The organism is Streptomyces sp. NPDC060031 (assembly GCF_042736805.1).
Taxonomy (GTDB): Bacteria; Actinomycetota; Actinomycetes; order Streptomycetales; family Streptomycetaceae; genus Streptomyces.
Map to the genome: position 1 here is coordinate 1 of NZ_JBHWVM010000061.1, position 13,381 is coordinate 13,381.

Below are 13,381 nucleotides of genomic sequence, written 5' to 3' on the forward strand. Positions count from 1 at the left end.
AATCCACACCGAACCCGGAAGGCCCTCACCCGTTCAAGACTCCTCAGCCGAGACCTCGATCACCCGTCCACAACCTCCCGGGGCAATACAGCTAGTACGTGCCCGTCAGGTGCGCGAAGACGACGACGTTGCCCTTGTAGCCGCTGCGGGGTGAGAAGCCGCCGCCGCAGGTGATGACCCGGAGCTCGGCGCGCGCCGACGGGCCGTACACCCGGGAGTCGGGGAAGGCCTTGGCGTCGTAGACCTCGACCGCGTGCACGGTGAACACGGCCGTACGGCCATCCGCGCGCGGGACCTCGATGGCTGCCCCGCGGCGCAGCGCACCCAGGTGGTAGAAGACCGCCGGGCCGGTGGCGTTGTCCACGTGCCCGGCGATGACGGCGGTGCCGGTGGCACCGGGGGTGGTGCCCTCGCGGTACCAGCCGGCCAGGTCGCCCTGGGCCGGCGGCGGTACCTGGAGGCTGCCGTCGCGCTCCAGGCCGAGCCCGGTCAGCGGGGCGTCGACCCGAATGGACGGGATCCGGATCCGGGTCGGCGGTGAGCCGGGGAGCGGGGCGACGCCGGGGCCCGCCGCCTGGGCGGTCAGGGCGCTGAGCGCCTCGGCGGGGGAGGGCAGCGGCGGCCCGATCCGCTCCTGGGAACCGCTGCTCACGAGCCAGATGCCGACGCAGGCGGAGAGTGCGACGAGCCCCACGTGACGGGCGGTGGGGGTCCGGTCGCCCCGGAATGCGCCACCCATGCGTACCCCCTCGGCTGTATCGGTGCGGGGTGAGTGGCCGTCGCCCGGCCCCGCGAACGGGGGGACCTCGCGGGGCGGGCGACGGGGGACGGTACCGGTCGGACCGCGGCCGGAGCCGCGGTGGGCGTCCGTCAGCTCCGCGTGCCGCTCGCCCGGCGACGCAGGAGCCAGGTACCGCCGACGGCGGTGACGGCCAGCACTGCCGCTCCCGCCGCGATCTTGGCGGGGTTGGTGGTGGTGGTCGTGCCACCGCCCACCCCGGTGTTGACGTGGCCCTGCGGGCCGCGTTCGGTGACGACGAGGTCGCCGGTGGCGAACTTGCCGTTCGCGCAGGTCGCACCGATGCCGTAGGTGCCGGGACGGGTGTCGCGGGCGACCTGGAAGTGCCCCACGACCACCTCCTTGTGGGTGCCCGGGACCAGCTTGAAGCGGCCGCCGCCGACCGTCGTCGCATCGCCGTCGGCATGGCTGGAGTGGCCGCAGGCGGTGGTGTTCACGGTGACGGTCGTGCCGGGGGCGGCCGACTTGGGCCACACCTCCAGGCGGGCGAAGTCGCCGGGCGCGAAGCTCACCATGCCGAGGTCCACGGCGGCGACCGCACCGGCCACCGGGCCGGTGAACGCGACGGCGGTCAGCGCGGCGGCGGTGAGCGCGTGGGCGGTGCTTCGGCGCATGGGGAGCTCTCCTGGGGACACGGGGTCCTGCGGACACGGGGTCGTGTCTCCGAGGTAACCCGGACTGCCGGGAACGCGCCTGCTGATGCCTCGTCAGGTTGGCCCGCGCCCCCACCGCCCCGGAGCTGTTCCCGCAGGTCAGCCCTGGTATTGAGGCCACCCGGGACCACCACCCCGTCCGGGTGACCCCACGCCGCCCGGAGGGTCAGGCCGCAGGCAGCAGTACGGTCGCGCAGGCGCCGGTGGGCCGGGGGTTGGCCAGGGCCACCCGGGCGCCGATGACCTGCGCCTGACCGAACGCGATGGTCAGGCCCAGCCCGGTGCCCCGGCCCCGCTCGGCGGCGCCCGTCAGGAAGCGCTGCGGCCCCTCGCGCAGCAGCTTCTCCGGGAAGCCCGGGCCCTGGTCCCGTACCGTCACGGTCGTCCCCGCCACCGTCACCGTGACCGGACCCCGACCGTGCCGCCGGGCGTTGACCAGCAGGTTCGTCAGGATGCGTTCGAGGCGCCGCGCATCGGTGCTGACGTACGCCGACCCCCGCGCGCCCTCGACCTCGGCCGCCACCCCCGAGCGCCGGGTGATCGACTCGACCAGGGGCCCCAGCAGGTGCGCCTCCCACTGCGCCTCCTCCCGGTTCGCGTCCAGCCGGGCCACCTCCAGCAGGTCCTCGGTCAGCGTGCGCAGCGCCGAGACCCGGTCCCGCACCAGCTCCGTGGGCCGCCCCGGCGGCAGCAGTTCGGCGGCCGTGTGCAACCCGGTCAGCGGGGTGCGCAGCTCGTGCGCCACATCCGCGGTGAACCGCTGCTCCGCTTCCAGCCGCCGCTGGAGGCTGGCCGCCATCGTGTCCACGGCCGAGGACAGCTCGGCGACCTCGTCCCGCGTCCCGGGCAGCCCCGACGGGCCGATCCGCGCGTCCAGTTCGCCCGCGCTGATCCGGCGGGCCGTCTCCGCCGCCGTGCGCAGCTCCCTGCTGAGCCGGCTGGCCAGCACCGCCCCGCCGGCCGCCGCGAGCGCCACGATCACGGCTCCGTACGCCACCAGCTGCCCGTCCAGCTCGGCGAGTTCCTCGCGCTGGGCCGCCAGCGACTGCCGTACGGACAGCACGTGCTCGCCGCCGAGCGGCCGGGCGGCCCAGACCGACGGCTCCGGGCCGTTCATGTCGAGGTAGGTGGTGCGGCTCCCGCCGAGGGCCGCCGCCCGCAGCGGGTCCGGCAGCTCCTTGGAGTCGACCCGGGCATCGGCCTCGCCGACCTTGTCGGCGTCGAGCCGGCCGGTCAGCTCGTACACCTGCCGTACCCGGATCAACTGGTTCGTGGCGCTCTCGCGCGCCGCTTCGCCGATCTGGCGGGCGCGGGCGTCGTGGATCAGCAGGCCGATGGCGACCGCGACGAGCGAGCATCCGACGGCGAGCAGGACGGCGATCTTCCAGCGCAGGCCGAGAGCCCGCAGCAGGTGGCGGAAGCGGATCAGGGCGGGTTTCACGGGGCGCTCCGTCCGTTCTCGGCGGAGCAGCCGGGTGTCGGGGCCGGCTTGACGTCAGTGTCGGCCTCGCAGCCGGGGTCGGACTTGAGGAAACGTTTCTCGTCGTTGACCACCGTCATCCGGTCGCCGTCCCAGTGGTAGCGGACGGCCTGCTCGGCGCCGTCGTCGGAGGCGGTGCGGACCAGCAGGTCGGTGCCGACGGCCTCGACGGCCATCTGCCGGCCGATCGTGTGGAGGACGGCGACGATCTTGCCGTGGACCACCGAGTAGACGGCCAGCACCGTACGGCCGGTCGCGATGTCGGCGGCGACGATCAGCTCCGGCTTCCCGTCCCCGGTCAGGTCCCGGTGGACGGCCGGACGCAGCCCGGCCCGCCCGGGACCGGCGATCCGGCCCTTGCCCGCGTACGGCCGCATCCGCGGGTCCGCGCGCATGACCTCGGCCGGATCCACCGCGTCGAGCCCCTCCGGCCCCACCTCGGGCGCGTCCTTGAGCGGGGTCGGCGGAGCCTCCCGCCGGCCCACCGCGGCGCCGGGCGCATCGGCCCAGGCGGGCCACAGCGACTCGGGGCGCGGCTGGACCGACACCGGGGGGACCCGGGTGCCCGGGTGCAGCCCGCCGGGTGCGGCGCAGCCGCCGGCGGCGAGCGCGCAGGCGCACAGGAGGGCGGCGGTGAAACGGCGGGACGAAGGCGTCATGGAGGCAGAACCGAGGGGCTGGGAGCAGTGATGACCGACGGTAGACGCCGAGGGTCACGGGCACCGGGAGGTTGTGTAACAGGGGTGCGTACGGTGGAGGCCGCAGGCCGATTCGGTACTTTCGGCCAGGCATGCCGACTGCCCCGTCGTATCCGAGGGAGAGCCCCATGACATCGGTCGTTCGGCCGGACGATCCGCACGCTCCGACCGCGCCGCTGCCGTTCTTCGTCTACGGGACGCTGCGCCCGGGCGAGGTCAACCACGCCCTCTTCCTGCGCGGCCGCACCGTCTCGCAGGAGCCCGCCCGCCTCCCGGACGCGGCGCTCTACGCGGGACCCGGATACCCGTACGCGACGGACCGCCCCGGCTCGACCGTGGTCGGGGAGCTGATCACCGCCGCGCCGGGCGCGTACGGGCGGCTGCTGGCCGAACTCGACCTGCTGGAGGAGTACGGGGGCCCGGGCCGCCCTGGCAACGTCTACGACCGGATCGCCCGCGAGGCGCTGCGGCCCGACGGCACGCGGGTACTCGCCTGGGTCTACCTGGCGTCCCCGCTGCTCGCCCGCGACCTGCGGGAGTCCGGCACCGAGATACCGGGCGGCGACTGGTTCAGACGCTGAACCCGGGGCCCCGCCGGGGTCCTACAGGCCCTCGGCCCCGCGGTTGCGCAGGCGCTGCCCGTACTGCTGGAGGACCCACAACTCCTCCTGGACGGCGGCCAGCTGCTCCGGCGGGGCCTGCGGGCCCAGCCGGGACATGGTGCCCTGGATCTCGTGGACCCGGCGGTCGACGGCGCGCAGGCGCACCTGGACCAGCTGGACCCCCGCGTAGATCTCGTCCACCGTCTTCGCGTGGATGGCCTCGACCGCCAGCTCCGTGACGAGCGCGCGGACGGTGTCGTTCGGGGCGGCCTCGCGGACGCGGGCCAGGTAGTCCTCGGTGCCGAGCGAGGCGCCGCCCGCGTCCTGGATGGCCTGGCGCACGGCGGCGTACGGCGGGGCGGTGAACTCGTCCGTCCCGTACGCGTCGAAGGCCGGGGAGACCAGGGCGGGACGCTGGAGCGCGAGCTTGAGCAGTTCGCGCTCGGTGCGGTGGGCGGGGCTGCGCAGGTTCAGGGCGGGGCCGCCGGCCGGCCGGTCGGCGGGCGCGGGGGCGGCCTCGTAGGAACGGCCGCCACCGCCCCTGCCCTGCTGCTGCGGCTGGCCGCCGCGATCGCGGGCCCAGCGGGCCAGCTGTGCCACCCGCTTGACGACGAACTGCTCGTCGCGGATGCCGAGCATCCCCGCCAGCTGCACGGCCGATTCGTGCTGGATGGCGATGTTCTTGATGTTGGCGACGACCGGCGCCGCCTCGTCGAGCGCGGCCGCCCGCCCCGCCGGGTTCTCCAGGTTGTGCCGGGCCACGATGTGCCGCAGCGCGAACTCGAACAGCGGGGTGCGGCACTCCACCAGCCCCGACACGGCCGCGTCGCCCTGGGCGAGGCGCAGGTCGCAGGGGTCCATGCCGCCCGGGGTGATGGCGATCGAGGTCTCGGCGGCGAACTTCTGGTCGTCCTCGAAGGCGCGCAGCGCCGCCTTCTGCCCGGCCGCGTCGCCGTCGAAGGTGAAGATCACCTCGGCGGTGGCGTTGTCCATCAGCAGTCGGCGCAGGATCTTGATGTGGTCGCCGCCGAAGGCGGTGCCGCAGGTGGCGATCGCGGTGGTGACCCCGGCCATGTGGCAGGCCATCACGTCGGTGTAGCCCTCGACCACGACCGCCCGGGAGGTCTTCGCGATCTCCTTCTTCGCCAGGTCGATGCCGTACAGCACCTGGGACTTCTTGTAGATCGCCGTCTCGGGCGTGTTCAGGTACTTGGGGCCGTTGTCGTCGTCGCGCAACTTGCGCGCGCCGAAGCCGACCACCTCGCCGCTGATGTCGCGGATCGGCCACATCAAGCGGCCCCGGAAGCGGTCGATCGGCTTGCCGCTGCGGCTGTCCTGGGCGAGCCCGGAGGTGATCAGTTCCTTGTCGCTGAAGCCCTTGCCGCGCAGGAAGCGGGTCAGGTGGTCCCAGCCGGCCGGGCTGTAGCCGACGCTGAAGTGGGCGGCCGCGGCCTGGTCGAAGCCGCGCTCGGCCAGGAACTTGCGGCCGATCTCGGCCTCGGCGCCGTCGAGCTGTTCGACGTAGAACTGGGCGGCGGCCTTGTGCGCCTCGACCAGCCGGATGCGCTCGCCGCGGCCGCTGGTGCCGGCGGTGTAGCCGCCCTCTTCGTACCGCAGGGTGATGCCGGCCTGGCCGGCCAGGCGCTCCACCGCCTCCGAGAAGGAGAGGTGGTCGATCTTCATGATGAAGTCGAGGGTGTCCCCGCCCGCCTGGCAGCCGAAGCAGTGGTAGAGACCCTTGCTGGGGCTGACCTGGAAGGACGGGGACTTCTCGTCGTGGAAGGGGCACAGGCCCTTGAGGTTGCCGCCGCCCGCATTGCGCAGCTGGAGGTAGTCGGAGATCACGGCGTCGATCGGGACCGCGTCCCGTACCGCCTTCACGTCGTCGTCGTTGATCCGTCCTGCCACGCGTGAAGTCTACGGCCGGACACCGACAAACCCGTCAGGCCCCCTCCGCCGGTACCAGTGCGGAAAGCGGAACCGACGGGTCCGCCAGCTTCTCGCGGTCCACCGACGCCTTTGACCTGATCAGGGACTGGATGTGGTCGGTGACATCCCACACATTCACGTTCATCCCGGCCAGTACCCGCCCGTCCGACAGCCAGAAGGCGATGAACTCCCGCTTGCCCACGTCGCCGCGGATCAGCACCTGGTCGTAGCCGCCCGGCGGGGCGTACCCCGAGTACTCCAGGCCCACGTCGTACTGGTCGGAGAAGAAGTACGGCACCCGGTCGTAGCTGACCTCCTGCCCCAGCATCGCCCGCGCCGCGGCCGGACCGCCGTTGAGCGCGTTGGCCCAGTGCTCGACCCGCAGCCGCGCCCCCAGCACCGGGTGGTGGGCGGCGGCCACGTCGCCGACGGCGAAGACGTCCGGGTCGGAGGTGCGCAGCGAGGCGTCGACGGCGATGCCGCCGCCGTGCTCCCGGTCCACCAGGGCGAGCCCGGAGGTCTCGGCGAGCGCGGTCCGCGGCGCGGCCCCGATCGCCGCGAGGACCGCGTGCGCCGGGTGCTCCTCGCCGTCGTCCGTACGGGCCGCCAGCACCATGCCGTCGTGCCCGACGATCTCGGTCAGCCGGGACCCGAAGTGGAAGCGCACCCCGTGGTCGGTGTGCAGGTCCCCGAAGAGCCGGCCGACCTCCGGACCCAGCACCGCGTGCAGCGGGGTGGCCTCCGGTTCGATCACGGTGACCTCGGCCCCGTACCCGCGGGCCGCCGCGGCCACTTCCAGGCCGATCCACCCGGCGCCCGCGATCAGCAGGTGGCCGTTGTCCCGGCCCAGGCCCGCCAGCGCCTTGCGCAGCCGCTCGGCGTGCGCGAGCCGGCGCAGGTGGTGCACCCCGACCAGCTCCGTGCCGGGGATGTCGAGCCGCCGCGGCTCGGCGCCCGTGGCCAGCAGCAGCTTGTCGTAGTGCAGCGCCGTCCCGTCGCCGAGGACCACCTTCTTGGCGTCCCGGTCCAGCTGCACCGCCGGCTGGCCCAGGTGCAGCTCGATGTCGGAGCGCGCGTACCAGGACGCCTCGTGCACGAAGACGCTGTCGCGCTCCTCCTTCCCCGTCAGGTACCCCTTGGACAGCGGGGGCCGCTCGTAGGGATGGTCGCGCTCGTCACCGATCAGGATCACCCGCCCGGTGAACCCCTCCGACCTCAGCGTTTCGGCCGCCTTTGCCCCGGCGAGCCCTGCGCCGACGATGACGAACGTCCGGTGTGCGTCGACCACCTGATGCCTCCTCATAACCTCTCCGCCACATGCGACCACATGCGAGCGTCCCGCACTGAGCCTGCCGCGTGAAGGGGGAGTGGCCCGATCAGCTCACCCTTCGGCGCGTCGCGTGCGCAGGGTGAGGCGCGCGTGCAGGGAGCGCGCGGAGGCGTCCGTGAGGGCCGCGATCTGGTCGATGACCGCGCGTTTGCGGGCCTTGTCGTCCGGCGCGGCATCGAAGATCGCCCGGAACTGCGGGTCCAGACCCTCCGGCGCGCGGGCACTGAGCGCCTCCGCCAGTTCGGCCAGGACGATGCGCTGGTCGGCGCGGATCCGCTCCTGCTCGTCGCGCTGCATGACGTACAGGTCGGCGACCGCCTTGAGCACCGCGCACTCGTTGCGCGCCTCGCGCGGGACCACCAGCTCGGCCGCGTACCGGGTGAGGCGGCCGGAGCCGTACGCCTCGCGCGTGGCGCCCTCGGCGGCCAGGCAGAAGCGGCCGATCAGCTGGCTGGTGGCGTCCTTCAGCCGGGCCTGGGCCACGGCCGAGCCGTCGTAGCCGTGCGGCCACCACTCCTGCTCCATCAAGCGGTCCAGCGCCTCCCGCAGCTCCTCCGGCTCGGTGTCGGCCGGCACGTAGCGACCGATCGCGACCCGCCAGATGGCGGTGCGCTCGGGCTCGGCGAAGAGCAGGTTGGGGTCGAGGTGGCCGGCGTGCAGGCCGTCCTCGAAGTCGTGGACGGAGTACGCGACGTCGTCGGCCCAGTCCATCACCTGGGCCTCGAAGCACTTGCGGTCCGCCGGCGCGCCGCGGCGCAGCCACTCGAAGACCGGCAGGTCGTCGTCGTACGCCCCGAACTTCACCGAACCGGGGTCGGTGGGGTGGTCCCCGCGGGCCCAGGGGTACTTGGTGGCGGCGTCCAGGCAGGCCCGGGTGAGGTTGAGGCCGACGCTGACCAGCTCGCCGCTCGCGGGATCGGCGACGAACCGCTTGGGCTCCAGCCGGGTCAGCAGCCGCAGCGACTGGGCGTTGCCCTCGAAGCCGCCGCAGTCCTTGGCGAACTCGTTGAGCGCCTCCTCGCCGTTGTGCCCGAACGGCGGGTGGCCCATGTCGTGCGACAGGCAGGCCGCCTCGACCAGGTCGGGGTCGCAGCCCAGCGCCGCGCCGAGCTCGCGGCCGACCTGCGCGCATTCGAGGGAGTGGGTGAGCCGCGTACGGGGACTCGCGTCCCAGTCGTACGAGCGCGTGCCGGGGGTGACGACCTGGGTCTTCCCGGCGAGGCGGCGCAGCGAGGCGGAATGCAGCACGCGGGCGCGGTCGCGCTGGAAGGCGGTGCGCCCGGGGCGCTTGTCGGGCTCGGCGGCCCAGCGCTCGGTGTCGGCCGGGGCGTAGGCCGCCGGTGCGGGATCGGATGCGGGGCCGGATGCGGGGGCGTGCGCTGTGCCTTCCATGCTCAGACGTTAACCGCAGACACCGACAATCCGAGCAATCCGAACCAACGCGGTCGTCACGCGAGCGAGGCGGTGGCCAGTTCCAGCGGGTGGCCCGGGTGCGCCAGCGCCTCCTCGTAGCGCTGTACGACCAGCCGGGCCAGCGCCGGGTGGGCGCCGAGCGGAGCGGCGGCCGGACCGGGCGCGGCGGCCGCGCACTGGGCGGCGAAGCGGCCGGGCGCGATGAAGTACGAGGCGACCGCGACCCGGTGGCGGCCCCGGGCGGCGAGCGCGCGCACGGCTTCGGGCACGGAGGGCGCGGCGGAGGCGTGGGCCGGCACGACGGGCACCCCGCCGAGGCGTTCGCCGAGCAGCGCGGCGGTGCGCCGGCTGTCGGCGGCGGAGTCGGGGTCACGCGACCCGGCACCGGCCAGTACGACCGCCGTGCCCGGGGTCCAGCCGGCCTCCAGGAGCCGCTCGAACAGGGCCTCGACGAGCAGCGGATGCGGCCCGAGCGGGGCGGCGATCCGGGTGCGCAGGTGCCCCGCGCGGGCGGCGGCGGCCGGCAGGTCCCGCTTGACGTGCGTGCCGCGCCCGAGGAGCAGCGGCACCAGGACGGCCGACCCGGTGGCATCCCGCAGGGTGTCGCCGAGCAGCGGCCGGTTCAACTCGATGTGCCCGAGCCGGACGTCGAGACGGGGACGGAGCTCGCGGACCCGCTCCAGGAGCGCGAGGACGGTGTGCGGGGCGCGGGGGTCGCGGCTGCCGTGGGCCACGGCGACGAGGGTGGGCTGCATACGGGGACTCCGTGCTCTCGGGGCCGTGACCGGGGCGGGCGCAGACCGCTGAGCTGCGTGCCGAGTTGGGTGGTGATCCGCGACAGCAGCTCCGCGGTGGTGGCGGGGGGAAGCGGGAGGGGCAGGGACTCGCGAGGGTGCACCGGCTCCGTCATGAACCGATCCTGCGGTGCGGAGGTTGCGTGGGCGTTGCGCGGGGGTGACGGGTGTTTTCCGCCTCCTCACCGGTCCGGGGCGCACCGTGTGCGGCGGCTGAAACCGCGTGCCCGCGGCCGGCGTCCTGAGCAGGTACGACCGGTACTACCAGGGGGGAACCGTCATGCGCAGAACGCGCCTGAGACCGCTCGCGCGCCCGAGACCGCCGCTGAACGGCATCGCGCGCGGAGCCGGGGCGCTGCTGCCGCGCACCGTACGGGCGCGGCGGCGCACGGTGCAGGCCGTCATGGCGGCCTGCATGCTGACGCTGCTCCCCTCGGCCTGGACGCACGCGGCGGCCGCCCCGAGGCTGCGCACCACCGCCGACGCGCCCGCCGCCGAGGTGGCCGTGGTCTTCGGCGCGGGCCTGTGGAACGGCCGGCCCACGCCCTACCTGGCCGACCGGCTCGACGCCGCCGCCGAGCTGTACCGCGCCGGCAAGGTCAAGGTGGTGCTGGTCACCGGGGACAACAGCCGCAGCGAGTACGACGAGCCCGACGCGATGCGCACGTACCTGACGGGGCACGGGGTGCCGGACGGGCGGATCGTCAGCGACTTCGCGGGCTTCGACACGTGGGACTCCTGCGTCCGCGCCCGGGAGATCTTCGGGGTGCGGCGGGCGGTGCTGATCAGCCAGGGCTTCCACATCCGCCGGGCCGTCGCCCTGTGCCAGGCCGCGGGCCTGGACTCGTACGGGGTCGGGGTGGCCGACGTGCACGACGCGACCTGGTACTACGGCGGCGCCCGCGAGGTCTTCGCGGCGGGCAAGGCGGCGCTGGACGCGGTCTTCCAGCCGCAGCCGCGCTTCCTGGGGCCGAAGGAGGAAGGGGTGTCGCGGGCCCTGGCCGCTCCGGCAGACTGACGCGCCGCCCGGCTGTTTCGCAGAGCCGTATCCGGATGCCGGGTCCGTCCGTCCGTACGTCCGTCCGTCCGTACGTCCGTACGTACGCGCATCAGGGGTATGGAGCCGGCCGGTAGCGCCCGGCGCGGGCGTCCGGCCCCAGCGCGGCCCCGCGCCCTCACCGGGACCGCCGGGCGGCGCTGAGGCCGAACACCCCCGGCCGTAACGCGGGGCGGCGGCCGCCCGTAACACCGCCGTCGCACGCTGGGCCGTATGCACACCCCGGAAGCAGCCGCCGCCACCGCCACGCACTGCCCGTACTGCGCGTTGCAGTGCGGCATGAACCTGCGCCCCGAGCCGGGCGGCCGGAGCGTCACGGTGGAGGAGCGGGACTTCCCCGTGAACCAGGGCGCACTGTGCGGGAAGGGCCGCACCGCCCCCGCCGTGCTGTCCTCCCGGGTACGGCTGACCGAACCGCTCGTCCGCAACCGCGCGGGGCAGCTCGCGCCGGCCACCTGGCAGGACGCGCTCGACGCCGTCGCCGGGGGACTCGCCCGCACGCAGCGCGCGTACGGACCGGACGCGGTCGGCGTCTTCGGCGGCGGCGGCCTGACGAACGAGAAGGCCTACGCCCTCGGCAAGTTCGCCCGGGTCGCCCTGCGGACCTCGCAGATCGACTACAACGGCCGCTTCTGCATGTCCTCGGCGGCCGCCGCGCACCAGCGGGCCTTCGGGCTCGACCGGGGCCTGCCCTTCCCGCTGGAGGACATCCCCCGGACCGGCTGCGTGATCCTCGTCGGATCCAACCCCGCCGAGACCATGCCCCCGGCCCTGCGCTACTTCCGGGAGCTGCGCGAGAACGGCGGCACGCTGATCGTGGTGGACCCGCGCCGCACGCGGACCGCCGAGCAGGCCGACCTGCACCTCGCCCCCCGCCCCGGCACGGACCTCGCGCTCGCCCTGGGCCTGCTGCACCTGGTGGTGGCGCAGGGGCGCACCGACGAGGAGTTCATCGCCGCGCGCACCACCGGCTGGGAGGAGGCCCGGGCGGCCGCGATGTCGCACTGGCCGGAGCTGGTGGAGCGGATCACCGGCGTACCCGTGCCCAGGCTCCGCGAAGCCGTCGCGATGTTCTGCGAGCCCTCCGCCGCGATGGTCCTCACCGCCCGGGGCCCCGAGCAGCAGTCCAAGGGCACCGATACCGTCGGCGCCTGGATCAACCTCTGCCTCGCCACCGGCCGCGCCGGCCGCCCGCTCTCCGGATACGGGTGCCTCACGGGCCAGGGCAACGGCCAGGGCGGCCGCGAACACGGCCAGAAGGCCGACCAGCTCCCCGGCTACCGCAAGCTCACCGACCCGGCGGCGCGGGCGCACGTCGCCGGCGTCTGGGGCGTCGACCCCGACACCCTCCCCGGCCCGGGCCGCAGCGCGTACGAACTCCTCGACGCGCTCGGCACGGACGTCAAGGCCCTGCTCCTGATGGGCTCCAACCCGGTGGTCTCCGCCCCGCACGCCGGGCACGTCGAGGAGCGCATCCGCTCCCTGGACTTCCTCGCGGTGGCCGACGTGGTCCTCTCCGAGACCGCCGCCCTCGCCGACGTGGTCCTGCCCGTCACCCAGTGGGCGGAGGAGACCGGCACCACCACCAACCTGGAGGGACGCGTCCTGCTGCGCCGCCGGGCCCTGTCCCCGCCGCCGGGCGTGCGCAGCGACCTGGAGGTCCTGCACGGCCTGGCGGCCCGGCTGGGCGTGGAGAAGGGCTTCCCCACCGCCCCCGAGGAGGTCTTCGAGGAACTGCGGCGCGCCTCGGCCGGCGGCCCGGCGGACTACTCCGGCATCTCCTACGCCCGCATCGAGGCGGAGCAGGGCGTCTTCTGGCCCTGCCCCGAAGGCTCCCCCGGCACGGAGCGGCTCTTCCTGGACGCCTTCGCCACGGACGACGGCCGGGCCCGCTTCACCGCCGCCTGCCACCGCGACGCCGCCGAGGTCCCCGACGCGCAGTACCCGCTCCTGCTGACCACCGGCCGGGTCGTCGCCCAGTACCAGTCGGGCGCGCAGACCCGCCGCGTGGCCGAACTGAACGAGGCGGCGCCGGGCCCCTTCGTGGAACTCCACCCGCGCCTCGCGGCCCGTATCGGCGCGGTCGACGGCACCCCGCTCGCGGTCACCTCCCGCCGCGGCCGCGCGGTGGCCCCGGCCCGCGTCACCGACGCCATCCGCGCGGACACGGTCTTCATGCCGTTCCACTGGCCGGGCGAGGGCCGCGCCAACACCCTCACCAACCCGGCCCTGGACCCGGTCTCCCGCATGCCGGAATTCAAAACCTGCGCGGTCCGCGTCGAGCGGGCCTAAGCCGCCTCGAAGGTGGGCCCCAGGGCCGCCAGCAGGCGTCTCGTGCAGGCGCCGTCGGTGCCGGCCGACGGGTACTCCCTGACGGAGTTCACCCGGTCCACCATCGTGAGCGAGGCGAAGGTGTCCAGGTCGTGCGGCTCGCGCGCGGCCGCCCCGTACCAGCTCGCCATCAGCATGCCGCGGCGCAGCACCAGGGACTCCGCCCCGCCGCGTACGGCCCTGGGGCTGGCCCTGACGGGCGTCGCTTCTTCGGGGCGGCGCTGGCGGGGGCCGGGTACGAAATCCGCTCGGAGGAGCGGGAGTTCGTGCTGTACGCGGCCAGCGCGTCGCACGC

11 protein-coding genes and 1 pseudogene are annotated in these 13,381 nt (G+C 74.5%); 3 read left to right on the forward strand and 9 right to left on the reverse strand.

The features are described from left to right. Window positions 1-91: 91 nt before the first annotated feature. The 4 genes from ACFWB8_RS24610 to ACFWB8_RS24625 all read right to left on the reverse strand — a co-directional run bounded on the left by ACFWB8_RS24610 (window position 92) and on the right by ACFWB8_RS24625 (window position 3,591). Window positions 92-739 (reverse strand): class F sortase, encoded by a 648-nt coding sequence (locus ACFWB8_RS24610; protein ID WP_385230965.1) that lies wholly within the window; start codon window positions 737-739, stop codon window positions 92-94. A 131-nt stretch (window positions 740-870) separates the two neighbouring features. Next, window positions 871-1,413: a hypothetical protein gene (locus ACFWB8_RS24615; RefSeq protein ID WP_385230968.1), complete on the reverse strand. Its 543-nt coding sequence runs from the start codon at window positions 1,411-1,413 to the stop codon at window positions 871-873. A gap of 205 nt (window positions 1,414-1,618) precedes the next feature. After that, window positions 1,619-2,893: an ATP-binding protein gene (locus tag ACFWB8_RS24620; RefSeq protein WP_385230971.1), complete on the reverse strand. Its 1,275-nt coding sequence runs from the start codon at window positions 2,891-2,893 to the stop codon at window positions 1,619-1,621. Beyond that, window positions 2,890-3,591, reverse strand: coding sequence for a hypothetical protein (locus ACFWB8_RS24625; RefSeq protein WP_385230974.1), 702 nt, complete (start codon window positions 3,589-3,591; stop codon window positions 2,890-2,892). The genes ACFWB8_RS24620 and ACFWB8_RS24625 overlap by 4 nt, the downstream gene beginning before the upstream one ends. Window positions 3,592-3,758: 167 nt before the next feature. Between ACFWB8_RS24625 and ACFWB8_RS24630 the strand changes: the two genes are divergently transcribed. Then, on the forward strand, window positions 3,759-4,211 hold the full coding sequence (locus ACFWB8_RS24630) for a gamma-glutamylcyclotransferase family protein (protein ID WP_385230977.1): 453 nt from the start codon (window positions 3,759-3,761) through the stop codon (window positions 4,209-4,211). Window positions 4,212-4,232: 21 nt separating this feature from the next. On the opposite strand, the gene dnaG is transcribed toward ACFWB8_RS24630, so the two are convergent. The 4 genes and pseudogenes from dnaG to ACFWB8_RS24650 form a co-directional block, all read right to left on the reverse strand. Next, window positions 4,233-6,140, reverse strand: coding sequence for a DNA primase (gene dnaG, locus ACFWB8_RS24635; RefSeq protein ID WP_385230980.1), 1,908 nt, complete (start codon window positions 6,138-6,140; stop codon window positions 4,233-4,235). A gap of 34 nt (window positions 6,141-6,174) precedes the next feature. Then, a complete protein-coding gene (locus ACFWB8_RS24640; RefSeq protein WP_385230983.1) occupies window positions 6,175-7,449 on the reverse strand; it encodes an NAD(P)/FAD-dependent oxidoreductase in 1,275 nt (424 codons plus the stop codon). Window positions 7,450-7,542: 93 nt separating this feature from the next. Continuing rightward, window positions 7,543-8,883 (reverse strand): deoxyguanosinetriphosphate triphosphohydrolase, encoded by a 1,341-nt coding sequence (locus ACFWB8_RS24645; RefSeq protein WP_385230986.1) that lies wholly within the window; start codon window positions 8,881-8,883, stop codon window positions 7,543-7,545. A gap of 56 nt (window positions 8,884-8,939) precedes the next feature. Beyond that, a pseudogene (locus ACFWB8_RS24650) lies at window positions 8,940-9,814 on the reverse strand (sirohydrochlorin chelatase). A gap of 164 nt (window positions 9,815-9,978) precedes the next feature. On the opposite strand from ACFWB8_RS24650, the gene ACFWB8_RS24655 reads away from it, so the two are divergent. Beyond that, window positions 9,979-10,716, forward strand: a complete 738-nt coding sequence (locus tag ACFWB8_RS24655) for a vancomycin high temperature exclusion protein (RefSeq protein ID WP_385230989.1) — start codon at window positions 9,979-9,981, stop codon at window positions 10,714-10,716. 252 nt (window positions 10,717-10,968) lie between these two features. Continuing rightward, window positions 10,969-13,047 carry a molybdopterin oxidoreductase family protein gene (locus ACFWB8_RS24660; protein ID WP_385230992.1) on the forward strand — a complete coding sequence of 693 codons (2,079 nt, stop codon included), beginning with the start codon at window positions 10,969-10,971 and terminating at the stop codon, window positions 13,045-13,047. Here ACFWB8_RS24660 and ACFWB8_RS24665 read toward each other — a convergent pair. Then, a complete protein-coding gene (locus tag ACFWB8_RS24665) occupies window positions 13,044-13,379 on the reverse strand; it encodes a hypothetical protein (protein ID WP_385230995.1) in 336 nt (111 codons plus the stop codon). The two genes, ACFWB8_RS24660 and ACFWB8_RS24665, sit on opposite strands and share 4 nt — an antisense overlap. Window positions 13,380-13,381 lie beyond the last annotated feature (2 nt).